Origin of the sequence: Arthrobacter oryzae, from assembly GCF_031454875.1 — a bacterium.
Taxonomy (GTDB): Bacteria; Actinomycetota; Actinomycetes; order Actinomycetales; family Micrococcaceae; genus Arthrobacter; species Arthrobacter oryzae_D.
The window spans coordinates 463,527-487,424 of the sequence record NZ_JAVDRQ010000001.1; the positions used below are offsets into that span (position 1 = coordinate 463,527).

The following is a 23,898-nucleotide window of genomic DNA, read 5'->3' on the forward strand; positions in this document are numbered from 1 at the left end:
CGTGGAGTACGTTGCCGTCCTTCTGCCGTCCCTCGTGGTGGGCCTCCTGTTCTGGTTTGCCATGAAGTCGATCTTCAACGCGGACAAATCGGAGCGCCAGGCTGAGGCGCAGGCCCACGCCGAGGCGGCCGCCCGCGACGCTGAATCCAAGCGGGGAACGAATGGTGCGCCGAATACGGACACCAATGCCGGCAACGGGAACAGCACAAACTAATACTTCCTGCTTATTCCTGCCCACCATTCACAGGAACCTTTTGGCGCTTTGACGCGTTGCCATAAAGCGGGGGATACTTTATACAGATACATCCTGCTTTTCTGCATACCCGTCCTTTCCAAAAGAGAGAATTTATATGGCACAGAAAGTGAAAATCATCCTTGTAGATGATCTGGATGGGGGAACCGCGGACGAAACTGTCCGATTTGGCCTTGACGGCGTCAGCTATGAAATTGACCTGTCCGGTGCCAATGCTGCAGAACTACGCTCCTCCTTGGAGCGGTTTGTTTCAAGCGCACGCAAGACGTCCACCGGCCGCGCCACCCGCACCAAGGTCTCAAGCGGTCGGAACCAGGACTCTGCACAGATTCGCCAGTGGGCCAGGGAGAATGGCTATGCGGTGAACAGCCGCGGCCGCATCCAGGCTGAAATTCAGGAAGCCTACCAGAAGGCAAATTCCTAGCACTGCCGCCGTTTTGCGTGGAAAAGCAATGCCCCTGCCAAACGGTGGGGGCATTGCCTTTTGAATGCGCTGCCGGCGGAGGAGGCATGTGGCGGTAAAAGTGCGCCCGGCTATTCCGGGTTATTGCGGCCGGGATAGCCTGCGGGCAAGTGCGGCGCAAATGGGGTCCCCGTGACGTGCGGATTCCGGACGGACAACAAAAGCCATTGTTTGTGGGGATTCCGGTGTTGTTCCACCTTCTCCGGGAGGGCGTATTCGGGCCCGGAAACCGGTCAGCAGACACGGAGACGCTCTTCCGGAAGGCGGGAACGGCCGGTGGCGTCAACCGGGGAATCTGATCCCCGGTTTCCCCCGTGGCGAACACGCTCCACAAGTCCGGGTCCGGCACGTAGCATCAAAGTACGTCGTAGCTAGGAGTGTGGCGAAATGTTTGAGCGATTTACGGACCGTGCCCGTCGCGTAGTTGTGCTTGCCCAAGAAGAGGCACGCATGCTGAACCACAATTACATCGGTACCGAACACATCCTCTTGGGTCTGATCCATGAGGGTGAGGGCGTTGCCGCCAAAGCTCTGGAGTCCTTGAGCATTTCGCTCGACGGCGTACGCGAGCAGGTGCAGGAGATCATCGGTCAGGGCCAGCAAGCCCCGTCCGGCCACATCCCCTTCACTCCCCGCGCCAAGAAGGTGCTGGAGCTCTCGCTCCGCGAGGCGCTGCAGCTGGGCCACAACTACATCGGCACGGAGCACATCCTGCTGGGACTCATCCGCGAGGGTGAAGGTGTGGCTGCCCAGGTGCTGGTGAAGCTCGGAGCTGACCTCAACCGGGTCCGTCAGCAGGTGATCCAGCTGCTCTCGGGCTACCAGGGCAAGGAGACCACCGGCGCGGGCGTCGGTGCCGGCCAGCCGGAGGGCACCCCCGCCGGCTCCGTGGTCCTGGACCAGTTCGGCCGCAACCTCACCCAGGCTGCGCGCGAGAACAAACTGGACCCGGTCATCGGGCGCGAGCAGGAAATGGAACGCGTCATGCAGGTCCTTTCCCGGCGCACCAAGAACAACCCCGTCCTCATCGGCGAACCCGGCGTCGGCAAGACCGCCGTCGTCGAGGGCCTCGCCCAGGCGATTGTCCGCGGAGACGTCCCGGAAACCATCAAGGACAAGCAGCTCTACACGCTGGACCTTGGTTCCCTGGTGGCAGGCTCCCGCTACCGCGGTGACTTCGAAGAGCGCCTGAAGAAGGTCCTCAAGGAGATCCGCACCCGTGGCGACATCATCCTGTTCATCGACGAAATCCACACCCTGGTGGGTGCCGGTGCCGCCGAAGGTGCAATCGATGCCGCTTCCATCCTGAAGCCAATGCTGGCCCGCGGTGAGCTCCAGACCATCGGTGCCACCACGCTGGACGAATACCGCAAGCACATCGAGAAGGACGCCGCGCTGGAGCGCCGTTTCCAGCCGATCCAGGTCAAGGAGCCCTCGGTTGCGCACGCGATCGAGATCCTCAAGGGCCTGCGTGACCGCTACGAGGCACACCACCGCGTAACCATCACCGACGGCGCCCTCGCCTCGGCAGCCAACCTGTCCGAACGCTACATCTCGGACCGCTTCCTGCCGGACAAGGCGATCGACCTCATCGACGAAGCCGGCGCACGGCTGCGCATCCGCCGCATGACGGCTCCGCCGGAGCTCAAGGCGATGGACGAGCGCATCGCCGAGCTCAAGATGGAGAAGGAGTCCGCGATTGACGCGCAGGACTTCGAAGGCGCCGCCTCGCTGCGCGACAAGGAGCAGAAGCTCATTGCCGAGCGGGCCGAGAAGGAACGCCACTGGAAGACCGGCGGCATGGACGACATCTCCGAGGTGGATGAGGATCTCATCGCCGAGGTGCTGGCGAACTCCACCGGCATTCCGGTCTTCAAGCTGACCGAGGAAGAGTCCTCGCGCCTGCTGAAGATGGAAGACGAACTGCACAAGCGCGTCGTCGGCCAGAACGAGGCCATCAGGTCCCTGTCCCAGGCCATCCGCCGTACCCGTGCAGGCCTGAAGGACCCCAAGCGCCCGGGTGGCTCGTTCATCTTCGCCGGCCCCACCGGCGTCGGCAAGACCGAGCTCGCCAAGGCCCTCGCGGAGTTCCTGTTCGGTGAAGAGGACGCCCTCATCACGCTGGACATGTCCGAGTACTCCGAGAAGCACACGGTTTCGCGCCTCTTCGGTGCCCCTCCGGGCTACGTCGGATACGAGGAAGGCGGCCAGCTGACCGAAAAGGTCCGCCGCCGTCCGTTCTCCGTGGTGCTGTTCGATGAAGTGGAAAAGGCCCACGCGGACCTCTTCAACTCACTGCTGCAGATTCTGGAAGACGGCCGCCTGACCGACTCCCAGGGCCGGGTGGTGGACTTCAAGAACACCGTGATCATCATGACCACCAACCTTGGAACGCGGGACATTTCCAAGAGCGTTGCCACGGGCTTCCAGTCCGGCACGGACACGCAGACCGGCTACAACCGGATGCGCGCCCGGGTCACTGAGGAACTCAAGCAGCACTTCCGCCCCGAGTTCCTGAACCGTGTTGACGACGTTGTGGTGTTCCCGCAGCTGACCCAGGACGAGATCATCGAGATCGTGGACATGTTCGTGGCCCGCCTCGAGAAGCGCCTCAAGGACAAGGACATGGGCATCGAGCTCACCAAGGCCGCCAAGGTGCTCCTGGCCACCCGTGGCTACGACCCCGCCATGGGTGCACGGCCGCTGCGCCGTACCATCCAGCGCGAGATCGAGGACCAGCTCTCCGAGAAGATCCTGTTCGGCGAGATCCACGCCGGCGACATCGTTGTGGTGGATGTGGACGGCGAAGGCGACGACGCCAAGTTCACCTTCGAAGGGAACGCCAAGCCGCGGATTCCCGAGATCGCTCCGAGCGTCTAAGCACCAACCCAAAGGCCCGCCTGCTCCGAAGGGAGTGGGCGGGCCTTTGTCATGTCCGGCGCTGCCTGGGCGGTGGGTCCGGGAGGAAAGCACTGTTTCACCGGTAGTGAACCTGCTGTGATCCACGGCACAGTCGGTGTTGAATCTCCTCATGGCTTCTGAAGACTCAGCGATCCTGAGCGAACACCCTGCGACCCCCTTCCACGACGTGGACCACTACCTCGCCATCCCGCGGGTGAGTGGTCTCGCGCTGAGTCCGGACGGAAAGCGCCTGGTGACCACTGTCTCCACGCTCAACGGCAAGGGCACCGAATACGTGACCGCGCTGTGGGAACTGGACCCCGCGGGGGAGAAGCACGCGCGCCGCATCACGCGCAGCGCGAAGGGCGAGGCCGGAGCTGCCTTTGCCTCCAACGGGGACCTGTACTTCACGTCGGCGCGCCCTGATCCCGAAAGCCCCGAGGGCGATCCCGTCAATGCGCTCTGGCAACTGCCGGCCGACGGCGGTGAAGCCCGGGTGGTCCTTTCGCGGGCCGGCGGGATCAGCCAGGTGATGTCGGCCAGGGATACCGGTGCCACCTTCGTCACCGCGTCCATCCTGGCCGGTTCCCCGGATGAGGAAGCCGACGAGGAACGGCGGAAGAGCCGCAAGGAGCACAAGGTATCCGCAATCCTCCACAGCGGGTACCCGGTGCGCTACTGGGATGCAGACCTGGGTCCCGACCAGCCGCGAATTTTCGCTGTGGAACCGGGGGAGGAGAAGGAGCCCGGCAAGCCGGCGACGGTTGACGCCTCCGCCCCGCTCAAGCTCCGCAACCTGACGCCGGACGCGGCCGGCCTTTTGCGCGACTCCGACTCGGTGGTCAGCCCCGACGGCAAGACCATCTACACAAGCTTCAACAAGCCCCTCGCCAAGGCCGACTCACGTTCCGTCTTGGTGGCCATCGACGTTGCCACCGCCACGCACCGGATCCTGCTGGACCGTGAAGGCATGAGCTACTTCGCGGGCCCGGTGAGCCCTGACAACCGCACGCTCGTGGTGCTGAGCGAATCCGATTCCACTCCCCATCAGGCGCCGCAGGTCAAGCTCAACCTTCTTGATGTCAGCTCCGGCGAGGAGCCGGAAGCCGGGCTCCGGCCGCTGGCCCACGACTGGGACCGCTGGGCCATCAGGGCGGCGTGGTTGCCGGACGGCTCCGGCCTCCTGGTCACAGCCGACGACGACGGCGCCTCCCCGGTTTTCCGGATCAGTTCCGCGGGGACTGGGCTCGGGGCCGGAAGCGCGGAAGTCGCCCGGGTGACGCGGGACGCGGCGGCCTACACCGACGTCGTGGTTTCACCGGACGGCCTGACCGCCTACGCGCTGCGGAGCTCCTATGAATTTCCGCCGGAAGTGGTCAGGATCGACTTGCCGAGCGGCGACGTTACCAGGCTTCCGGCGCCGGCGGAGCGGCCCCGCATCCACGGCCGCCTGGAGCGCCTGGAGACCGCCGCTGCCGACGGTTCCCGGGTTCCCGCGTACCTGGCCCTGCCGGACGGGGCCTCCGCACATAGTCCGGCACCGCTGCTGTTGTGGATCCACGGCGGCCCCCTCGGCTCATGGAACGCCTGGACGTGGCGTTGGAACCCGTGGCTGCTCGTGGCCAAAGGCTATGCCGTGCTCCTGCCCGATCCGGCGCTGTCAACGGGCTACGGCCAGTCCTACATCCAGCGCGGCTGGGGCGGGTGGGGCAGCGCGCCGTACACCGACCTCATGGAGATCACTGATGCCGCGGCGGAACGCCCGGACATTGATGCATCCCGGACTGCTGCGATGGGCGGCTCCTTTGGCGGCTACATGGCCAACTGGGTGGCTGGCCAGACGGACCGCTTTAACGCGATCGTCACCCATGCCAGCCTGTGGGCACTGGATCAGTTCGGACCCACTACCGATGCGTCGCAGTACTGGCTGAAGGAAATGACGGCAGAGATGGCCCTGGCGAACTCACCGCACCTGCACGTGGAGAAAATCAGCACGCCCATGCTGGTGATTCATGGCGACAAGGACTACCGCGTGCCCATCGGTGAAGGCCTCCGGCTCTGGTACGAACTGCTGTCCAAATCGCAGCTGGCCGCCGATGACAACGGCCAGACGCCACACCGCTTCCTGTATTACCCGGACGAGAATCACTGGATACTCCAGCCGCAGCACGCCAAGGTCTGGTACGGCGTAGTCGAACACTTCCTGGCAAAGAACGTGCTGGATCAGGAGCTGCCCCTGCCCGCTGACCTCGGGCTTTAGGCGCCTGAGGCTCGGAGGCTGGCCGTAAGATTGGGGCTGTGACTGAGACCTTCCGCATCCGCCCTGCCCGCACCAGCGACGTAGCTGCCATCAAGGGGCTTGTGGCTCCGCTGGCGGACAAGAGGATCCTGATGGCCAAGGAGACGGTGGCCTACTACGAAAGCCTGCAGGAGTTCAGGATCGCGGAATCGGCCGACGGCGAGGTCATCGGCTGCGGTGCGCTGCACGTCATGTGGGAGGACCTGGCCGAGGTGCGGACCCTGGCTGCATCAGACGCGTGGCGCGGCAAGGGCGTGGGCCATGTGTTGGTGGAAAGCCTCCTCGAGGAAGCCCGGGCGCTGGGTGTCTCACGCGTGTTCTGCCTGACCTTCGAGGTGGACTTCTTCAAGAAGCACGGCTTCGACGTCATGGCCGACCAGACCGCGGTGGACCCCGAGGTCTATTCCGAGCTGCTGCGTTCCCATGACGAGGGCGTTGCGGAGTTCCTGGACCTCGCCCGCGTTAAGCCGAACACGCTGGGAAACACGCGCATGATCAAGTTCCTCTAGAGCCCTTCCGGCGTTTCCGGATTATGTCTGACTTCAAGGTCTTCCCATATATCGAATCGATGTATAAAATTGCAAGAGCTTGCTTTGTAGCACCCGAATCCCGAACCACATCAAAGGACAGAAATGCGCGAGCACGCCATTTTTCCGGATTTTTCGGCGTTTCAAATGGATCTGCCTTCAGCGATGAACTGCAGCGATCCGCTAAGCCGGCCCCGCGAGGCGTCGGCATTCCACATAGGCGCCGCGGCGTGGCCGGATTTCCTCCCGGTCGCCTGGGGAAAGCACTGACGCTGGCCGGGGGGCCCGGGCCTGGGATTGGAAAGGGACAGTCAATTGGGGGCTGTCCCTTTTCTCTTGCCCTGGTAGACAGGCGTTAGCGGGACGTTGGCCGGGCGATGCGACACGGCGCTACCGTAGCCGGGACGGCGGTAGTAGGGTCAAGACAAAGCCGCCAGGACACTCCAGGGAGTACTCCAATGAAGAAGCTGATCAATGATCCCCGCGCTGTTGTGGACGAGTCCGTGGAAGGCTTCGGCCTTGCGCATGCGGACCTCGTGACCGTCAGTTCCGAGCCGAAATTCATCACCCGAAAGGACGCTCCGGTAGCCGGGAAGGTCGGACTGGTCAGCGGCGGCGGCAGCGGACACGAGCCGCTCCACGGCGGATTCGTGGGGATGGGGATGCTCGACGCCGCGGTGCCGGGGGCTGTTTTCACCTCGCCGACGCCTGACCAGATCATTCCGGCGACGCTTGCCGTGAACTCGGGCGCCGGCGTCGTGCATATCGTCAAGAACTACACCGGCGACGTGCTCAACTTCGAAACGGCCGCGGAGATGGCTGAGGCCGAAGGCGTCCAGGTCCGGACCGTCCTGGTCAACGACGACGTCGCCGTGGAAGACTCGCTCTACACGGCCGGCCGTCGTGGCGTGGGCGGCACCGTCCTCGTGGAGAAGATCGCCGGCGCGGCCGCTGAGCGCGGTGACGACCTGGACGCGGTGGCCGCCATCGGGGACCGGGTGAACCGGAACGTCCGCAGCATGGGCGTCGCATTGTCGGCCTGCACGGTTCCGCATGCCGGCGTGCCCAGCTTTGACCTGGAAGAGAACGAAATCGAGATCGGCATCGGGATCCACGGCGAGCCCGGGCGGCACCGGATCCCCATGGAGAATGCCGATGCCATTACCGACCGCCTCCTTGAGCCCATCCTGGGCGACCTGGGTGTTGCCTCCGGTGACAAGGTGCTGTTGTTCGTCAACGGCATGGGCGGGACGCCGCAAAGCGAGCTGTACATCGTGTACCGCCGTGCAGCGCAGCTGCTCGCGGACAAGGGCGTCACGGTGGAACGCTCCCTGGTGGGCAACTACATCACATCACTCGAGATGCAGGGGTGCTCAGTAACCGTCCTGCGTCTCGACGACGAACTCACCGGCCTCTGGGACGCCCCGGTCCACACCGCCGCGCTGCGATGGGGCATCTGATCGTGGGGCTTGATGTTGAGTGGGCCGTGCGGTGGCTTACCCTGTCCGCGCAGGCCATGGCGGACCACCGGGTGGAGCTGATTGACCTGGACCGGGCCATCGGGGATTCGGATCACGGTGAAAACATGGATCGCGGCTTCAAAGCGGTTATGGACAAGCTCGCTGAGGTGCCGCCCGCCACGCCGGGAGCGGCCCTGAAACTTACGGCCATGGCGCTGATGTCCAAGGTGGGCGGCGCGGCAGGACCCCTTTACGGCACGGCCTTCCTGCGGGCCTCCACGTCGCTGGGCGACGTGCCTGACATCGATCCCGCGGCCCTGGCCGCTGCACTCCAGGCCGCGCGCGACGGTGTGGTGGCCCGCGGCAAGGCCGAACCCGGCGACAAGACCATGGTGGACGCTTGGACCCCGGCCGTGGAGGCTGCGGCTGCGGCTGCGGCGGAAGGGGGCGGCGATGTCCTCAAGGTCCTCCTCGCAGCTGCCGAAGCTGCCGAGGCCGGTGCCGTCGCCACCGATCCGCTCATCGCCCGCAAGGGGCGTGCCAGCTACCTGGGGGAGCGCAGCGCGGGACACCGGGACCCCGGCGCAGTCTCCACCGCCCTCATCCTGCGCGCCGCGGCCGGGGCGGCCGAATGACGGTCCGCCTGGTGGTGGTGTCCCACAGCGAAAAGATCGCCGAAGGTGCTGTGGAGCTGGCCGCCCAAATGGCGCCCGACGTCGTGATCCTCCCGGCAGGCGGCACTGACGACGGACGGATAGGCACCAGCCTCGAAAAGGTCATGGCCGCGCTGGAACAGGCCGCCGGCGAAGACGGCACTGTGGTGCTCACCGACCTCGGCTCTGCCGTGATGACTGCCGAGTCAGCCGTCGAGTTCCTGCCGGACCCGAGCTTGGTCCTGTTGGCCGATGCGCCGCTGGTTGAGGGGCTGGTGGCTGCCGCCGTCGCGGCGCAGGCGGGGGCGGACGCGGTGGGGGTGAAACAGGCGGCCGAGGCAGTCGGCCGCGCTCCCGCACTCCCGGCGCCAGGGGCCGCCGCTGAGGAGGAAGCGCAGGGGCCGCCGGAAGCTATGGGCGATTTCGAGCTGGTAAACCAGGCGGGCATGCACGCCCGGCCCGCAGCGAAGATCGCCGGGGGACTCTCGGCCCTGGACGCGGAGGTGACGGTCAACGGCGTGGACGGGGCCTCGATGACGGGCCTGATGACCTTGGGGGCGGGGCAGGGATCGGTCCTTCATGTAAAGGCCTGGGGGCCGGACGCGGCCAGGGCGGTCAAGTACGTCGGCGGGCTGGTGGAAGCGGGGTTCGGGGAGCCCTGACGGGCTCAGCCGGCCTGCCGAAGGCCGTCGGCGTCCAGCAGCAGGCTGGCTGTGACGAACTTTCCGCACTGCTCGCCGTACGGGTATTCCGCCTTCGGCATGAAGCTCACCTGGCGCTCGGGCAACGGCGCCCCCGCCGTGGAGGTGCCGGCGGCGGTCGCATCGATGCGCGATTCGGTCAAAGCATCCATCATCAGCATGCCCGTGAGGGTGCCGTCAGGCGACGACGTCGCGGAGCAGGTGCCGTCAGGGCCTGCCGCGGGTTCGCAGCCCAGATCGACTGTGGTGCTGCCCGGCATCAGCTCCAGGTCGGCTTCCCGGCACGTGCCGTCCTGGCAGGCCTTCAAGTGGATGGCTTTGACTGTGGGCGCATAGCTGGCCGCCACGGTCAGCGATACTACGGGAGCCTGCGCGATGGCCGGGCAAGGCACTGCCTCGGGCAGGCATGCGGACGGGATGAGGGACGTCGTAACCACTGCCAGAAGCACGCCCAAGCTGCGCATGCTTCAGCCTAGATCTGCCAGGTGGGGCGGCGCCAGCACAGGGTGGTTTCAGTCCCGGAACGAATGGGTAACGGGCGTCAGGCAGGGAGCCTGAGGCCGCCCAGGTGCAGCTCCGCCAGGCCGTCGCTGACCAGCCCTGCCAGCGCGCGCTCGAGCTGCTCGGGCGCGGAATTAAGGCGGTGCAGGGCAGCAAGCGGGACGCCGATGCCGTCCGCTCCGAAGCCGAGGTCCGCAGGGGGCTGGTGGAACATTTCCGGCGCCACCGGGGAGTCCGCGAGGCGGAGGACCGCCATCACGGCACCCCGGACCTGCCGGTCGGTGCCGTGCCACGACTGGCCCTTCGGGGTGTACGACGGCGGCGGCTCGCCTGCCGCCAGCCACGCACACTCCGCGCGCACCGGGCAATCAGTGCATTTTGGCGCCCGTGCCGTGCATACCAGCGCCCCCAGTTCCATGACTGCAGCATTCCAGCGGACCGAGAGGCCGACGTCGGCCGGCAGCAGTTCGGCGGCAAGCCGCATCTCCGCGGCTGTCAGCGACTGCGACGGCAATGCCGTGCCGGAAAAAAGCCTCGCGTGGACGCGGCGGATGTTTGTGTCCACCACTGTCTCGCGGCGGCCAAAGGCGAACGCCGCGACGGCGGCTGCCGTGTAGCTGCCCACGCCGGGAAGTTCCAGCAGCCCGGCATAATCTCCGGGGACCTCGCCGTCGTGCCGTTCCACTATGGCGACGGCGGCGGCGTGGAGGCGCAGTGCCCGGCGCGGGTAGCCAAGCCTGCCCCAGTGCCGGACGGCCTCGCCGGAGGCTTCGGCGGCCAGGTGTGCCGGCGAGGGCCAGCGGCGCAGCCAGTCTTCCCAGACGGGAAGAACCCGGACCACAGGGGTTTGCTGCAGCATGATCTCGCTGACCAGGACACCCCAAGCGGAGCATTCAGGTTCCCGCCACGGCAGGTCCCTGGCGGCGCTCCCGAACCAGGTGTCAAGGGTTTCGTGGAGTGCGGCCAGCGACGGCGGAGTGGGGCGACTCGCCGGGGACATGGCAGTGGGCAGGGCTAAGGCTTCGATGCAAATACTGTAGTGGATACTGGCCGGGCGTCCGCCTTCCCGGCGTGGTGGTGCGCCAATGTGCCCGGGGTTCTCTAGCCTAGAAGGATGGTCAGGCAAGGCACTTCAGGAAAGAGCGGTTCGAAACCGAAGGGCACCGCCGGCCGGCAGACGGGGCGGCCGCCGCTCAAAGCCGTGTACCGCCGTCGCAGGCTGTTCGTTGGCTTGGTGCTGCTTCTCATCGTTTCGGTGTCACTGGGCGGTTTCGCCGCCGTGTCCGGCGCCATGCGGGCGTCCGAACAGGCCTCCTCCACGGACAGGAACGGGTCGGATGGCGGGGCTGCCAAAGCAACACCGTCAGCTTCGGCAACCCCGAGCATCCCGGCGACACCCACCTGCGACCAGAGCCTGGTGACGGTGTCCGCCTCGACCGACAAGGCATCCTACGCCGCCGGCGAGAATCCGCTGCTCACCCTGAAGGTCACCAACGGCGGGAAAGTGGCCTGTGAGGTAAACCTGGGCACGTCCCAAATGGAGTACACGGTGACCAGCGGCTCGGACCGGATCTTCTCCTCCGTCGACTGCCAGGCGGAGAGCAGCGACCTCGTGAAGACCCTCGCCCCGGGACAGAGCGAAACCGCCAATTTCCCGTGGCAGCGCAACAGGACCGTGCCCGGTTGCGGAGCGGTGTCCGCCAAACCGGGGGCCGGCGGCGCCTACTACATGTTCGTCGCGAGGCTGGGGACCAAATCCAGCACCAAGGCCGTCTTCCAGCTCAACTGAGCACTCTGTGCTGCACCGATTGCTCCGTCGGAGCCCTTATGGACGCCCAAAACGGCAGTTGTGGAGCAGTCGGCAAGGGATTAGAGGAACCGGTCCAGCAGGCTGGCTTCGGCCATCCGGCTCAGGCCCTCGCGGACGGTCCGGGCGCGCTGGTCGCCGATGCCGTCGACGGTCATGAGGTCATCGATGGTGGCCGCCATCAGGTACTGGAGGCCGCCGAAGTGGTCAACGAGCCTGTCCGCCACGGCCTTGGGCACTGCCTTCAGTCCGGACAGCAGCCGGTACCCGCGCGGCTGCACCACGGCGTCGAGCGTGTCCACGCCTCCCGCGAAGCCGATGATGCCGGCGATCCTGCTGAGGTCGATCAGCTCGGTGGGACCCAGGTTGAGCAGGGCGCTGACCGCGCCGTCAATGTCCTCCGGGGAGGCGTTCGGGCCGGCATAGTCGCGGATGATCACATCGCTGCCGGGTCCGCGGCCCACCGTGAGCTCATCCAGCTGAAGCGAAAGCAGGCGCCCGTCCTCGCCGAGTTCAAGGACGTACTGGGAGATTTCCTCGGAGATTCGGCGCACCATTTCCTGCCGCTGGAGCGTGACGGCGACGTCGCGGACGGTCACCATGGCTTCAATTTCCAGCGCCGAGAGCGAGCTGGTGACCTGGTCGAGGCGGGAACGGTAGCGTTCGAGGGTGGCCAGCGCCTGGTTTGCGCGTGCAAGGACCTTTTCGGAACCTTCCAGGACGTGCCGCAGACCGTTTACGTAGAGGGCGATGATCTGCATGGACTGGCTGACCGAGATCACCGGGACGCCGGTCTGGATGGCGACCCGTTCGGCGGTGCGGTGCCTGGTGCCGGATTCCTGGGTTTCGATGCTCGAGTCCGGAACCAGCTGTACGGCGGCCCGGAGGATGTTGCCGGCGTCCTTGTCGCAAATGATGGCGCCGTCCATCTTGGCGAGTTCGCGGAGACGTGTGGGAGAGAAGTCGATCCCTATATCGAATCCGCCGGAGCAGATGGACTCAATGGTGCGGTCCGATCCCAGGACGATCAGCGCGCCCGTGCGCCCGCGGAGGATACGTTCCAGGCCGTCGCGCAGAGCGGTGCCTGGAGCCACTCTGCCCAGAGTCGCCTTAAGCGAATCTTCAGGGCTCCGAGCCATAGGTTTTCCCTTCAAAGGTGCGGACTGCCGCCCGCAGGTACGCCGGTTTGCACCCCGGCGGCGGGTCCCGAAAGTGCGCAGATTCCCGCAAGCTCAATGATAGAGGTAAGAAACCGCAACTTCCGCACGGACAAGCCCTAAAGTGCCCCTTTAGGTGGCACCGCGCGGTGGCAGGCAAAGCCGCTGATCAGCTGGTGCAGGAAGGGGTACTTAGGAGGTTCTAGCCGTCGCGGCGTTTGAAGACTGCCAGTGACAGTGAGCCCAGCACCGTTGCCCAGGCCAGGAGGCCAAGTTGAGCGGTAATCATGGGTTGGAATCCCAGTTGAGCAGTAGCCGTTATTCCAATGGCGCGAAAGAACAGTGGGGCCGGTGAACACTCGACTGCGGTCCCAACCACGTTGCCCACGCTAGGGGGAAGGCTCAGCTGGACAGCCGAAAGAGCCAGCGGTGCCACCACCAGCAGTCCAAGCACTATGAGCACTGTCGGAACAGGGCGGTTTGCGAGCGTGGCTACGAAGAATGAAATGGATATGAGGAGTCCCACCGCGAGAGCCGAGGCCGCAAAACCCACTGAAGCGGAAGCCAGTGCGCCGGTTGACGGGTTGCCGGCGATGCCAGCTACCGCAGTCAGCACGGTGCTCACCAGCGCCGCGCATACCCCCATCAGGGCCACCGCTGCTCCCCTCGCGGCCAGCAGGCGCGACCTTCGCGGTACCAACGTGAGGGCGGTGGATACCAGGCCGGAGGGGGCGTCTCTCGCCACGTAACTGGCAACGAGTATGGCCAGCAGGATGCCAATTACGCCGGCAGACGTTTCCACCGCGAGCGTCACCGGGAGGGCGCTGTCAGCTGAAACGCCGGTGGTCGCGCCCTGTTCGAGGTATCGGATCAGGAGCCCCGACCCCACGCCCAGGAGAACGCTGCAGCACAGTGCCACCGCAACCCCCGGCCGGAACCCGCCGGCTCGGAACCCCCGCCGAAGTTCTGCCATGAGAACAACTCGGAAGGACTGGGCGGGCATTGTCCGGGCTGGACTGATTGCTGAAATCATCGGGTGTTCCCTTCGGAGAAGATGTCCCTGGGCGAGACGGTGTCGAAATAGGTTTCCTCAAGGGAGCGCGTCAGAAGGCTCAGATGCGTAAGCCCGTAAGCTGCCCCATAAACGGCACGCCCTATCTCAGCCGGTTCCGCGTTCTGAACCAGAAAGCCATTCCCATGGGGCTCGACGGCGTAGCCCGCGCTTCTCAGCAGAGCGGCAACGTCAGCCGGTGTGCCGGACTCGATGTAGACGTTGGATTCGGTTGGTGCCACAAAGGATGCAAGCGGACCTTGCCGCGCCACGACCCCGTGGTCGATCAGGACTATATGGTCCGCAACTTTTGCCAGTTCACCCATGTGATGGGACGAAAGAAGCACAGCCTTCCCGTCGTCAGCAGCTTGCCGGAGGAGCCGCCTGATCCACTGGATGGCGTCCGGATCCAGGCCGTTGATTGGTTCATCCAGCACTACGTTCCGGGGGTTCCCCGCGAAAGCTGCGGCGATGCCCAGCCGCTGCCTCATACCCAGGGAAAAGTTCTTGACTTTACGGTGTGCAACATCGGACAGGCCGACGAGGTCCAGCAGCTCAGTCACCCGCTGCCGCCGAAGTCCCTGCGTTTCACATACATAGGACAGGAACGACGCCGCCGTCATGGATCCGGGAATCCACTCGGCCGACAGAAATACTCCCAGGTTTGCAGCTGGATGGGTTGCCAGATGATGGCTAACCCCGCCCACCCTCACGGAGCCGGAAGACGGCGCCGTTATTCCTGCGATCATTCGCAACACAGTTGATTTTCCCGCCCCGTTGGGACCGACGAAGCCCGTAACTTCTCCGGCATTGGCGACGAGGGAAACATCCGAAACCACCCTCTTGCCCGCATATTCCTTACTCAGGTTGAATGCTTCAATCACGTCCCCTGGTCCTTTCACGCTTTGTGAGGGCGACTGACGGAGACAACTCCACCAGTCGCCGCTGTATCTTGAGCACATCTTCAGTGGTGAAAAATACGCAGGTCAGCCGGCGCGACATGCCCGCATAGAAATAGATCCGGACCATCCTGGCAATCCCCGGGACGCTTGACGTGGTCACCAGGTGGATTGCAGGCATGCTGACACTGGTCCGGCGCTCCGAGATATGGGTTGTTGCGACAGTGACCAATCCAGGCCGGTCATGCACCGCGAGACGGGACGTGAGAGTGCGGCCCAACCCGTATACCGCAGCCAGCATGAGTGCACCGCATGCGAGCACTACATATGCCGGATAGTCAGCCGTCCCGGCCACTGCCAGCATCACTATCGCCGGGATGCCAAAGGTTGCGGTGATCCAAAGAACGCTTGACAGGACGACCGGAAACCGGGAGTCGGCTTCCGCGGCTGAGGGGGTGCGGTCGCCGAATGCTGCGGTGGAAACATGCGCCACCACCCTCAGCGGCAATGACGGCAACACGAGATTGGAACCGAGCTGGGCCGTCGAATCAGCAGTCAGGAGCGATAGCCGGATCCGCCCCAACAGCATTTCCGCGAGATTCCTCTGGAGCACAACTCCCGCGATGGATTCCCGGTCAAGAAAGCGCTCGTGCCTGCTCAGGAGGCCGTACCGAATGACAACTCCGCCTTGGAGGTGCGTCCGGGCTTCGAATCCGGAATAGCGCACGAACGTGAGCACGAAGCCAAACAGAATGGTGGCTATGAGGGCTGCCGTTCCAAGGAAGACAGGTCCCAGGGATGACAGTGTGGCCACGGAGTTTGTCCCCAACGCGTCCAGCATGTCGATAAGTCCCAGGACGCCGCTGGCGCCGACAACGGCAAATTGCCCGTAGGCGAAACTGGCGATGAAGAGATCCTTGGCGCTGCTCCTGTAAATCAGGGTTCCATCGGGTCGAGCAAGCGGAACCTGGTGAACCGCCGACGGCGCTGGCCGAGTTCCTGCCTGCCAGAGCCGTGAGAGTGTTATCAGTTCCTCCCCGTTCACTGCAGGCAGTGCGATCCGTGTATTTTCTTCGCCGGCCTGCAGCGCTTCGACCCTTGAGAGGCCAAAAAGCCGGAAGGACCACGGAGCCTTTGCATCTATCGTGCGGACGCTGGCCCACGGCATTGACCTGAACCGCTTTTGGAAGAGGCCTGTACCAACGCGAAGTTCCCCAGCCGAGTATTCCCAGCGAAAGGTCATTCGCGTGACGACGGGGGCAAGAATTCTTGCCAACAGAAGGGGGCCAATCAGGAGCCATGCCCACGCGCCTGGCCAAAGTTCGGGCCGGACCGTGAGAACGGTCCCGCTCCCTACCAGGCCGGCAATGCTCGGAAGCTTCTCCAGATAGGAGGCCGGGTAGAATTTCCAGGAAATACGGTGCCCGTACGTTCCGCTGACGGGTTTATGCATCTGCAGCCACAGCAAGTGGACGGAGAATTGTGGTGCGGATTCCTTCGGCGGCTGTAATGGTCACCGGGCCCAGCGTCTCCACGTCGGCAATGCAGATGAATTTCACTTTCACGAGTCCAAAGTGACGCAGCAAAGGCCCCTGCCGGATCTCTATGTTAAGAATCTGCGCTGTCGAGATTGTGACCGCGCGGCGGAACACCTTTCCGCGGGCTATGTGTACGTGACTGGCTTCCACCGAATAAGTGGTGTATTGCATGCGCAGACGGTTTATCACCAAGAATTCATAAACCGTCAGAATGCCAAAGAAGACCAACTCGGCTGTGAGTGCAATTGCACGGATTTCAAGCGGCAAAAGGATGAAGCTGACGGCGCCGAGCATGCCGGCAATAACAATGGCGTCAATGAACGTACGAAGATTCAGGTAGCCCCGCGCCTCGCTGGGCAAGCTTTCGCTTCCGGAACTTTGGAACGAAGGGATCCGTCCGGACGCATCTGTGCCGGTCATTGTTTTCCCTCCAAAATTACGCTTCCCCCGCGGAAGAGCCTACACCAGCGGACTGTTGAGCATGGCGTGCGGCCCGAATGTGCCGCACGCCACGCTTCAAATCTGGTTATGCAAGACCGAGAGCCTGCAGAATCCACTGCACGATGGTTCCCCACGCAATGCCGCTTTCAACCCAGCGCTGTACAGTTCCCCAGTTTCGCTGGATCCAGCCGGTAATGGCGGCAACAACCTGCGCGCCGTACTTCCACACAAGCCCGGCGACGTACCTAAGAAAAGCGAACATTCAAACTCCTTCGTAACCTTACTAATTGAACCGCGGCCATGCGGCTGCCGGCAATATTCAAGCTATTAGTAAAGCGTCTTTAGCAACATTGGCTATTTGACTACGATGCATTCATACTTTTGGTCAGGTTGGTCATTCGCCGTGTAATGTTGGGTTCAGAGATGCCGTTGTTTGGAGGTGCGCCGCCGCGTTGGGGCACACGTCCGAACCTGCTGTCCTGGCAGTCAAAGCACGGCATCATCGAACTTGCGAATTGGGGACGCGTTGTTTGAAAGTAGTAAAATCCGGGTACTGGTGGCCGATGAGGAGGCCCTGGTGCTGCGTGCCCTCTCGGGGATCATTAGCGGCGCCACGGATATGACTGTGGTTGGGGAAGCCGGTAGTGGGTGCGAGGCGCTTCAGATGTACCGCGTCCTGCGGCCCGACGTCACGCTGATGGACATCCGGCTGCGGTGTACAGACGGTTCGCTGGCAATAGCTGCAGTCCTGGACTTTGACCCAGCCGCCATGTTGCTGGCTGTCGCCAGGTCGTCCTCCCGGGGAGCGGCCGTGGCTGCGGTCCGCGCAGGTGCCAGCGGGCTCTTGTTCAAGAGCGACAATCCGCATGACTTCCTTAGGGCAATCCGAAAAGTGCACGGCGGCCAGTATGTGTTGTCGCCCCTGGCCTCGCGTGACGTCATCAACTTCGTGCGCAGCATTCCGACTGTCTACTCGGTGCTTCGTGAAAGCGGAGGTGCTGCGTTGTCTCCCCGTGAGGAAGCCGTGGTCAAAATGCTGATGCAGGGCATGTCCAACGCAGAGATGTCCCGGGCGCTCTTCGTCTCGGAGTCAACCGTGAAAGCGCACCTGAGCAGTGTGATGACTAAATGGGGCGCCAGGGACAGGACCCAGGTTGTCATCCGGGCATTGGAGTCCGGCATGGCTGTCGTCCATACGCATTAGCGGGGTGACGGCTGCATTCTTCGGCGGTGTGCGGTCTACCCGCACATCAGATTATTGGTTCATTCAACGTACGTAAGGTGAATAGCGTGTCTGCGGAACAGAAGAGCAAACTTCCCAAGGTTGTATCCAACATCGTCCTCCTGGTGGTGATTCTTGCCGTCAGCATCGTCCTGGCAGCCGCCACGGACATGGGGGCAGTGCTGCGGGGGGTGATAGCGGTCGGCTCTGGAATCGCCGCCGCTGCCATCTCGCACATCATCACGGCACGGATTGCCGGGCGCTGATGGCGGCGGGTACCCGTGCGCGGCCTTGACGCGGGTCATTCGCGGGCGTAAGGCGGACTGCTGCCAGTTGCGGCCTTGCGATAAACTGGGGACTTGGCTGCCCGCCAGCCTGTTTCCCGGCACCAGGGCTTCAATGCCCCGGTGCGCAGTGCCCGGAACGGCGCCGTCAGCGCCCGGGCAGCCCAAACCGCAGCGAAAGTAGCACCGTGTCTCAAGAAGTCCTTAGCCCCGCCCGAGTCCACGAGATTCACAAACAGGCGGCCCGGCGTCGGACTTTCGCGGTCATTTCCCACCCTGACGCCGGCAAGTCCACGCTCACTGAGGCCTTGGCGCTGCACGCCAAGGTGATCGGCACGGCCGGTGCCTCCAGCGGCAAGGCCAACCGCAAGGAAACTGTCTCCGACTGGATGCAGATGGAAAAGGACCGCGGCATCTCCATCAGCTCCGCCGCCCTGCAGTTCGCGTACCGGGACACGGTGATCAACCTGCTGGACACTCCGGGCCACGCGGACTTCTCCGAAGACACCTACCGCGTCCTCGCCGCCGTCGACTGCGCCGTGATGCTGGTTGACGCCGCCAAGGGCCTCGAAACGCAGACCATGAAGCTCTTCGAGGTCTGCAAGCAGCGCAACCTGCCCATCATCACCGTGATCAACAAGTGGGACCGGCCGGGCCTGGATGCGTTGGCGCTCATGGACGAAATCACCGAGCGCACCGGCCTCCAGCCCATGCCGCTGACCTGGGCCGTGGGTATCTCGGGAGACTTCCGCGGCGTGTGGGACCTGCGCAACGACCGCTTTGCCCGGTTCCAGCGCAACAACGCCGGCGCCAACATTGCCCTCACCGAATACTTCACCCCGGAAGAGGCGGCCGCCAGCCAGGGCGACGACTGGTCCAACGCCGTGGACGAAGCCGGACTCGTCATCGAATCCAACCTCGAGTTCGACGTCGACGCCTTCCACGCGGGCAAGGCCACTCCTATTCTCTTCAGCTCGGCCGCCCTCAACTTCGGCGTCAAGGAAATCCTGGACGCCCTGGTGGACTTCGCCCCTCCGGCGGCTCCCCGGCCCGACGTCGACGGCGATCCCCGCCCGGTGGACGCACCGTTCGCCGGCTTCGTCTTCAAGGTGCAGGCCGGCATGAACAAGGCGCACCGCGACCACGTGGCCTTCATCCGGGTCTGCTCCGGCGTGTTCGAGCGCGGGATGGTGGTCACGCAGACCCGCACCGGCAAGTCGTTCGCCACCAAGTACGCCCAGCAGGTGTTCGGCCGTGAGCGCGAGGTTATTGACGAAGCGTTCCCGGGCGACGTCGTTGGCCTGGTCAACGCGTCCTCGCTCCGGGTGGGCGACAGCCTGTTCCTGGAGGAACCCGTGGAGTTCCCCGCGATTCCGCTGTTCGCGCCGGAACACTTCCAGGTGGCCCGCTCCAAGGACCCCAGCCGCTTCAAGCAGTTCCGCCGCGGCATCGAGCAGCTCGAGCACGAAGGCGTCATTCAGGTGCTCCGCTCCGACATCCGCGGAGACCAGGCGCCGGTGCTTGCCGCCGTCGGCCCCATGCAGTTCGAAGTGGTGGAGGACCGCATGGCGCACGACTTCAGTGCGCCCATGCGCCTGGAACGGCTCCCGTACTCGCTGGCAAGAATTTCGACGGCGGATGCCATGCCCGCGCTGGCCAACGTGCCGGGCGCCGAGGTGCTGCTGCGCTCCGACGGCGAATACCTCGCGCTGTTTAACGACGTCTGGGCGTTGCGCCGGATCGAGAAGAACCACCCGGACCTGACCCTGGTGCCGATCGGAACCCACAACCCCGCGAAATAGCGGACCATTCGCCACTCGCCCTCGGTCACTTGCCATTCGTATCTGGCGCCTTGTAGCCGTCACCGCGCCTGCCGGGATATCATAAGCTTGCTTATGAAACTAACAGCTGAGAGGGCGATCGTGGCTGCGAGCATGGAACCCGGTTACCTCCTCAGCGGCCGGTACCGGATTGACGCCCTCATTGGTCGGGGGAGCCAGTCCGGCGTCTACCGGGCCTTCGATGAACTCCTGCAGCGCGAAGTCGCGGTAAAGCTATTCCGCGACGACCCCGGCAACCTGGACCACACGCGCCGCCAAGGCGGGGAAGTGCGTATCCTCGCGGGAATGAGCCACCACGCCCTGGTGACCTTGCTGGACGCGGGCGCGGACCTCAGTGATCCCCGGCACCGCCGCACGTATCTGGTCATGGAACTGGTCCGCGGTCCGGACCTGCGCGAACGCACGGCTCAGGGGCCCATCCCGCCGGCACACCTGGCGCTGATCGGCCATGACCTTGCGGACGGACTCGCGTACATTCACCACCACGGCATCGTCCACCGCGACGTCAAGCCCGCCAACATCCTCCTGGTGGACTACAACAGCAATGACCGCCGGGCGCGCGCCAAGCTCAGTGACTTTGGCGTGGCCATGATCCTCGGGGACGGCCAGCTAAGCGGGTCGGCGGAAAGCTCCGGGACCCCTCAGTACCTCAGCCCCGAACAGGCCGCCGGAAAACCGGTGGGCCCGGCTAGCGATGTCTACTCCTTGGGGCTGGTCCTGCTGGAAGGACTGACCGGCAAGCCGGCCTACCCAGGGGCGCCGATTGCCTCAGCCATGGCGCGGCTACTGCGGGATCCGCACATTCCCGACGGCGTCGCGCCCGAATGGGCTGCCCTGCTGACGTCCATGCTGTCGCGTGAGCCGACAGCCCGGCCCGGTGCCCGGGAAGTCTCACTCGCCCTCCGGCAGGAGGTCATCAGCGCCGCCGGGCGCCGCCGCGGCATCCGGGCTCCCGCGGAAGCGCCGCCGTCGGACGTCTCTACGGCGAATGAAGAGGCGCGGATGCGCGCCGTCAAGCGATACCGGATCCTTGATACGCCCCCGGACGGCACGTTCGACCGGATTGCAGGCCTGGCCGCCCGGATGTTCTCCGTGCCCGTAGCCATCGTCAGTGTGGTGGACCATGACCGGATCTGGTTCAAGGCCCATCACGGCACCGACGTGGGGGAGATCGGGCGGGACCCCGGGTTGTGCGCTTCCGCCATCCTCCAGGACGACGCCTGGGTGGTCCGGGACGCAGTCTCGGACCCGCGCACCTTGGCAAATCCGCTGGTGGCAGGCGAGTTCGGCCTGCAGTTCTACGCGGGGGTGCCGCTGCGCACCCCCGACGGCTACAACCTCGGGACCTTCTGCATCCTGGACCGGGAACCGCGGGAGTTCACCGCAGAGGATGCCCGCACGCTGGAGGATCTGGCCGCCATCGTGATGAACGATCTTGAACTGCGGCTGCAAAGCCGGAGCGCGGTGGAGGCAGGCAGGTGACCGGGCTCCTAGCGCCGCCCCGCGTGCAAGGCGAGCTCCAGCTCGAACCGGGCCCGCGGATCTTCCAGCGCATCGCCGAAAAGCTCGCGCAGCTGCGCCGCCCGGTAACCAACGGTCTGCGGGTGGATGCCGAGTTCGGCGGCCACCGGAGTCCGCTGCCCCCAGTGCCGCAGCCAGGAGAGGAGAGTCTCCGCCAGCCTCTCGCGCTGTGCCGGACGCAGTCCTTCCAGCGGCGCAAGCCTGCGCTCCGCCAGTTCCGTGATGGCCGACGGTTCGGAGCCGAGGATTATCTGCGCCAGGTGGTCATCGGCCCAGATGGGCGGGGCGTCGGGGTCCTCCCGTGGCGGCAGTACGGAGGCTGCCACCACAGCGAGCCGCAGGGAATCGGGCACCTTTTCCCAGCTGCCTGCCGGACCTACGGCCGCGGATCTGCCCTTCAATGCTTTGTCCAGTGCTGCCCGGCCCCCGTCGGATTCGCGGGCGGGCACCAGCGCTACGGCGTCGGTTTCGCGTTCAACCACCAGCGTTCCGGGTCCCAGCTGCAGCCGAAGTCCGGCTGCGCGCTCCAGCGGCAGGGTCACCACAACCATCCGCGCCGGGAGGGACCAGTCGGCCATGGAGGCTGCCTGCCGCAGGGCGGCCTCGTCCGCCTGGCCCATCAGCAGCAGCTCCAGGAGTTCGGTCCGGCGCCGGTCAACGGCACCGGCTCGCTCGGACTGTTCAAAGGCGTAGGCCTCTGCGCTCACAGCGGACAGTTCGTCGATGTAGGCCAGGATCGATTCGCCCAGATCCACCACCACGCCTTGGCCCAGGTCCTTGTCCATGGAGATCCGCGACATCTCCCGGAACGTCACGCGCGCGCCCATGCGATAGGCACTCAGCAGCGCATCCATGCTGCGCCCTTGGCGGAATTCGCCGCTGCCCAGGCCGGCCACGAGCTCACGGCTCTCCTCCGACAGTGCAGGAAGCCGGGTGCCCGGCAGCTGGAGGAAACGCTCCAGTGCGGCGGCTACCCCGCGCCGCAGCCCGCGGCCGAAGCGGCCCTCGATGGGCCTGGCGTATGCCGGAACCAGCTGCGGCACCGCATCGATGATGGCCTCCACAATGCCGGGCATCATCGGACGGAGCAGGTCACTGACCTCCCGGGGCAGGGCGAGCCACGGCGGGTCGTACGCGGGGGCGGCTGGACTCTTCGAGGCCGGAGGGTTCATGAGAGACTTCCATAAGTTGTTTCGGGGGAACAGTTTAGAACGTTCGATCGTATGCCTTGGGAGAAGAAATATGCCTCGATCCAACATAAGGTTAATAACATGATCCGGCTCCGTAAGCTGGCGCGCGCCGCATCTGTACTGACCACCCCGCTAGCTCCAGAAGACATTCTGTCGCTGTTCAATCCTGTGTTTTCCGCCCGCCAGTTGCGCGGCGTGGTCACCAGGGTGGTTGCCGAGACGGCCGATTCCGCCACCATCTTCTTCCGCCCAGGCCGTGGCTGGAAGGCCCACCAGGCAGGCCAGTGGGCCCGCATCGGCGTCGAACTGGACGGCGTGCGGCACTGGCGTTCCTACTCGCTGAGCGCTCCCGCCGGCCAGGATCCCGCCATCACCGTGACCGACGTCGGCGCCGTGTCCGGTGTCCTGGTCCGCAACACCCGCCCGGGCGACGTGCTGTTCCTGGCCCCGCCGCAGGGCGACTTCGTCCTCCCTGAGCACCCCCGCCCGCTGCTGATGCTCACCGCAGGCAGCGGCATCACCCCCGTCATGTCCATGGTCCGCACGCTGGTGCCGCACCGCCCGGACGCCGACGTCGTACTGATCCATTCGGCCCGGACCCCGGAGGACAGCATCTTCCGTGAGGAACTCTCCGAGCTTGCCGACCAGTTCCCCAACTTCAAGGTCACGCACTGGTTCACCGGCGAACGCGGGCGGGTGGACTTCTCGTCGCCGGCGGCGCTCGACGACCTTTGCCCGGACTGGCGGCACCGCGCAGCCTACGCCTGCGGTCCCGAAGGTTTCCTGGACGACGCCGAAGCGCTGTGGTCCGCCGAGGCCGCAGTTGCCGGTGACTCAGACCAGCCCGAGGGGCCGTTCGCGGCCGACCCGATCAACCTGATCATTGAACGCTTCACCACCAGCCTGGCCGCGGGTGCCGGGCACGACGGCGGACTGGTCACCTTTGAGGCCTCCGACCGCGAGGTGGAGGCGGACGGAAGCACTCCGCTCCTGGACGTCGGCGAAGATGCCGGCGTGCTGATGCCCAGTGGCTGCCGCATGGGCATCTGCCACAGTTGCCTTACCCCCCTGCGGGCAGGACATGTCCGCGACCTCCGCACCGGTGAAGTCCATGGCGAGCCGGGCCAACTAATCCAGACGTGTGTTTCGGCAGCCGCCGGACCCGTTAACCTCGACATTTGAGGAGCAC

24 protein-coding genes are annotated in these 23,898 nt (G+C 64.9%); 15 read left to right on the top strand and 9 right to left on the bottom strand.

The window, feature by feature from the left end:
- The first annotated feature begins 1 nt into the window (after window position 1).
- From J2805_RS02195 to dhaM, 9 genes are all read left to right on the top strand, one after another.
- A complete protein-coding gene (locus J2805_RS02195; protein ID WP_309968457.1) occupies window positions 2–214 on the top strand; it encodes a hypothetical protein in 213 nt (70 codons plus the stop codon).
- A 136-nt stretch (window positions 215–350) separates the two neighbouring features.
- Window positions 351–677 (top strand): histone-like nucleoid-structuring protein Lsr2, encoded by a 327-nt coding sequence (locus J2805_RS02200; RefSeq protein ID WP_309968460.1) that lies wholly within the window; start codon window positions 351–353, stop codon window positions 675–677.
- 426 nt (window positions 678–1,103) lie between these two features.
- Window positions 1,104–3,596, top strand: coding sequence for an ATP-dependent Clp protease ATP-binding subunit (locus J2805_RS02205; RefSeq protein WP_309968463.1), 2,493 nt, complete (start codon window positions 1,104–1,106; stop codon window positions 3,594–3,596).
- 151 nt (window positions 3,597–3,747) lie between these two features.
- Window positions 3,748–5,877, top strand: coding sequence for a S9 family peptidase (locus J2805_RS02210; RefSeq protein WP_309968466.1), 2,130 nt, complete (start codon window positions 3,748–3,750; stop codon window positions 5,875–5,877).
- Between the two features lie 38 nt (window positions 5,878–5,915).
- Complete coding sequence (locus J2805_RS02215) at window positions 5,916–6,425, top strand: amino-acid N-acetyltransferase (RefSeq protein ID WP_309968468.1); 510 nt, start codon at window positions 5,916–5,918, stop codon at window positions 6,423–6,425.
- A 123-nt stretch (window positions 6,426–6,548) separates the two neighbouring features.
- Window positions 6,549–6,713 (top strand): hypothetical protein, encoded by a 165-nt coding sequence (locus tag J2805_RS02220; protein ID WP_309968471.1) that lies wholly within the window; start codon window positions 6,549–6,551, stop codon window positions 6,711–6,713.
- Between the two features lie 188 nt (window positions 6,714–6,901).
- A complete protein-coding gene (dhaK, locus tag J2805_RS02225) occupies window positions 6,902–7,903 on the top strand; it encodes a dihydroxyacetone kinase subunit DhaK (RefSeq protein ID WP_309968474.1) in 1,002 nt (333 codons plus the stop codon).
- Between the two features lie 2 nt (window positions 7,904–7,905).
- Entirely contained in the window at window positions 7,906–8,538 is a 633-nt protein-coding gene (dhaL, locus tag J2805_RS02230) for a dihydroxyacetone kinase subunit DhaL (protein WP_309968477.1), read from the top strand.
- Window positions 8,535–9,218: a dihydroxyacetone kinase phosphoryl donor subunit DhaM gene (gene dhaM, locus J2805_RS02235; protein WP_309968480.1), complete on the top strand. Its 684-nt coding sequence runs from the start codon at window positions 8,535–8,537 to the stop codon at window positions 9,216–9,218. Before dhaL ends, dhaM begins: the two co-directional genes overlap by 4 nt.
- 5 nt (window positions 9,219–9,223) lie before the next feature.
- On the opposite strand, the gene J2805_RS02240 is transcribed toward dhaM, so the two are convergent.
- Window positions 9,224–9,721, bottom strand: a complete 498-nt coding sequence (locus J2805_RS02240; RefSeq protein ID WP_309968483.1) for a hypothetical protein — start codon at window positions 9,719–9,721, stop codon at window positions 9,224–9,226.
- Between the two features lie 77 nt (window positions 9,722–9,798).
- Window positions 9,799–10,758, bottom strand: a complete 960-nt coding sequence (locus J2805_RS02245; protein WP_309968486.1) for an HhH-GPD family protein — start codon at window positions 10,756–10,758, stop codon at window positions 9,799–9,801.
- Window positions 10,759–10,872: 114 nt separating this feature from the next.
- Here J2805_RS02245 and J2805_RS02250 point away from each other — a divergent pair, with 114 nt between their 5' ends.
- Window positions 10,873–11,547 (top strand): hypothetical protein, encoded by a 675-nt coding sequence (locus J2805_RS02250; RefSeq protein WP_309968489.1) that lies wholly within the window; start codon window positions 10,873–10,875, stop codon window positions 11,545–11,547.
- Window positions 11,548–11,627: 80 nt separating this feature from the next.
- Here the strand turns inward: J2805_RS02250 and disA are convergent, their stop codons facing one another.
- The 6 genes from disA to J2805_RS02280 form a co-directional block, all read right to left on the bottom strand.
- Complete coding sequence (disA, locus tag J2805_RS02255) at window positions 11,628–12,704, bottom strand: DNA integrity scanning diadenylate cyclase DisA (RefSeq protein WP_214951760.1); 1,077 nt, start codon at window positions 12,702–12,704, stop codon at window positions 11,628–11,630.
- A 220-nt stretch (window positions 12,705–12,924) separates the two neighbouring features.
- Window positions 12,925–13,695 carry a hypothetical protein gene (locus tag J2805_RS02260; RefSeq protein WP_309968496.1) on the bottom strand — a complete coding sequence of 257 codons (771 nt, stop codon included), beginning with the start codon at window positions 13,693–13,695 and terminating at the stop codon, window positions 12,925–12,927.
- A 56-nt stretch (window positions 13,696–13,751) separates the two neighbouring features.
- The gene (locus tag J2805_RS02265; protein ID WP_309968499.1) at window positions 13,752–14,657 is read right to left on the bottom strand and encodes an ABC transporter ATP-binding protein; all 906 of its coding nucleotides are present in this window, start codon (window positions 14,655–14,657) and stop codon (window positions 13,752–13,754) included.
- The gene (locus tag J2805_RS02270) at window positions 14,650–15,840 is read right to left on the bottom strand and encodes a YdbT family protein (RefSeq protein WP_309968502.1); all 1,191 of its coding nucleotides are present in this window, start codon (window positions 15,838–15,840) and stop codon (window positions 14,650–14,652) included. The genes J2805_RS02265 and J2805_RS02270 overlap by 8 nt, the downstream gene beginning before the upstream one ends.
- A 277-nt stretch (window positions 15,841–16,117) precedes the next feature.
- A complete protein-coding gene (locus J2805_RS02275; RefSeq protein ID WP_309968505.1) occupies window positions 16,118–16,630 on the bottom strand; it encodes a PH domain-containing protein in 513 nt (170 codons plus the stop codon).
- 106 nt (window positions 16,631–16,736) lie between these two features.
- Window positions 16,737–16,913, bottom strand: a complete 177-nt coding sequence (locus tag J2805_RS02280) for an aureocin A53 family class IId bacteriocin (protein ID WP_309968509.1) — start codon at window positions 16,911–16,913, stop codon at window positions 16,737–16,739.
- A 294-nt stretch (window positions 16,914–17,207) separates the two neighbouring features.
- Between J2805_RS02280 and J2805_RS02285 the strand changes: the two genes are divergently transcribed.
- From J2805_RS02285 to J2805_RS02300, 4 genes are all read left to right on the top strand, one after another.
- The gene (locus J2805_RS02285; RefSeq protein ID WP_309968513.1) at window positions 17,208–17,855 is read left to right on the top strand and encodes a response regulator transcription factor; all 648 of its coding nucleotides are present in this window, start codon (window positions 17,208–17,210) and stop codon (window positions 17,853–17,855) included.
- Between the two features lie 86 nt (window positions 17,856–17,941).
- Window positions 17,942–18,139 carry a hypothetical protein gene (locus J2805_RS02290; RefSeq protein ID WP_309968516.1) on the top strand — a complete coding sequence of 66 codons (198 nt, stop codon included), beginning with the start codon at window positions 17,942–17,944 and terminating at the stop codon, window positions 18,137–18,139.
- Window positions 18,140–18,345: 206 nt separating this feature from the next.
- Complete coding sequence (locus tag J2805_RS02295; RefSeq protein ID WP_309968518.1) at window positions 18,346–19,959, top strand: peptide chain release factor 3; 1,614 nt, start codon at window positions 18,346–18,348, stop codon at window positions 19,957–19,959.
- 93 nt (window positions 19,960–20,052) lie between these two features.
- Window positions 20,053–21,480, top strand: coding sequence for a GAF domain-containing serine/threonine-protein kinase (locus J2805_RS02300; protein WP_309968521.1), 1,428 nt, complete (start codon window positions 20,053–20,055; stop codon window positions 21,478–21,480).
- An 8-nt stretch (window positions 21,481–21,488) separates the two neighbouring features.
- On the opposite strand, the gene J2805_RS02305 is transcribed toward J2805_RS02300, so the two are convergent.
- Window positions 21,489–22,691 carry a PucR family transcriptional regulator gene (locus tag J2805_RS02305; RefSeq protein WP_309968523.1) on the bottom strand — a complete coding sequence of 401 codons (1,203 nt, stop codon included), beginning with the start codon at window positions 22,689–22,691 and terminating at the stop codon, window positions 21,489–21,491.
- Between the two features lie 99 nt (window positions 22,692–22,790).
- Between J2805_RS02305 and J2805_RS02310 the strand changes: the two genes are divergently transcribed.
- Complete coding sequence (locus J2805_RS02310) at window positions 22,791–23,891, top strand: ferredoxin reductase (RefSeq protein WP_309968526.1); 1,101 nt, start codon at window positions 22,791–22,793, stop codon at window positions 23,889–23,891.
- The last annotated feature ends 7 nt before the right edge of the window (window positions 23,892–23,898 follow it).

Excerpts from the sequence above, each read along its gene's own strand:
- J2805_RS02200 (WP_309968460.1), top strand. The coding sequence starts at position 351 with ATGGCACAGAAAGTGAAAATCATCCTTGTAGATGATCTGGATGGGGGA.
- J2805_RS02305 (WP_309968523.1), bottom strand. The coding sequence starts at position 22,691 with ATGAACCCTCCGGCCTCGAAGAGTCCAGCCGCCCCCGCGTACGACCCG.
- J2805_RS02210 (WP_309968466.1), top strand. The coding sequence starts at position 3,748 with ATGGCTTCTGAAGACTCAGCGATCCTGAGCGAACACCCTGCGACCCCC.
- J2805_RS02205 (WP_309968463.1), top strand. The coding sequence starts at position 1,104 with ATGTTTGAGCGATTTACGGACCGTGCCCGTCGCGTAGTTGTGCTTGCC.
- dhaM (WP_309968480.1), top strand. The coding sequence starts at position 8,535 with ATGACGGTCCGCCTGGTGGTGGTGTCCCACAGCGAAAAGATCGCCGAA.
- J2805_RS02270 (WP_309968502.1), bottom strand. The coding sequence starts at position 15,840 with ATGCCGTGGGCCAGCGTCCGCACGATAGATGCAAAGGCTCCGTGGTCC.
- J2805_RS02250 (WP_309968489.1), top strand. The coding sequence starts at position 10,873 with ATGGTCAGGCAAGGCACTTCAGGAAAGAGCGGTTCGAAACCGAAGGGC.
- dhaK (WP_309968474.1), top strand. The coding sequence starts at position 6,902 with ATGAAGAAGCTGATCAATGATCCCCGCGCTGTTGTGGACGAGTCCGTG.
- J2805_RS02220 (WP_309968471.1), top strand. The coding sequence starts at position 6,549 with ATGCGCGAGCACGCCATTTTTCCGGATTTTTCGGCGTTTCAAATGGAT.
- J2805_RS02260 (WP_309968496.1), bottom strand. The coding sequence starts at position 13,695 with ATGGCAGAACTTCGGCGGGGGTTCCGAGCCGGCGGGTTCCGGCCGGGG.
- J2805_RS02275 (WP_309968505.1), bottom strand. The coding sequence starts at position 16,630 with ATGACCGGCACAGATGCGTCCGGACGGATCCCTTCGTTCCAAAGTTCC.
- J2805_RS02240 (WP_309968483.1), bottom strand. The coding sequence starts at position 9,721 with ATGCGCAGCTTGGGCGTGCTTCTGGCAGTGGTTACGACGTCCCTCATC.
- J2805_RS02310 (WP_309968526.1), top strand. The coding sequence starts at position 22,791 with ATGATCCGGCTCCGTAAGCTGGCGCGCGCCGCATCTGTACTGACCACC.
- disA (WP_214951760.1), bottom strand. The coding sequence starts at position 12,704 with ATGGCTCGGAGCCCTGAAGATTCGCTTAAGGCGACTCTGGGCAGAGTG.
- J2805_RS02245 (WP_309968486.1), bottom strand. The coding sequence starts at position 10,758 with ATGTCCCCGGCGAGTCGCCCCACTCCGCCGTCGCTGGCCGCACTCCAC.
- J2805_RS02280 (WP_309968509.1), bottom strand. The coding sequence starts at position 16,913 with ATGTTCGCTTTTCTTAGGTACGTCGCCGGGCTTGTGTGGAAGTACGGC.
- J2805_RS02300 (WP_309968521.1), top strand. The coding sequence starts at position 20,053 with ATGAAACTAACAGCTGAGAGGGCGATCGTGGCTGCGAGCATGGAACCC.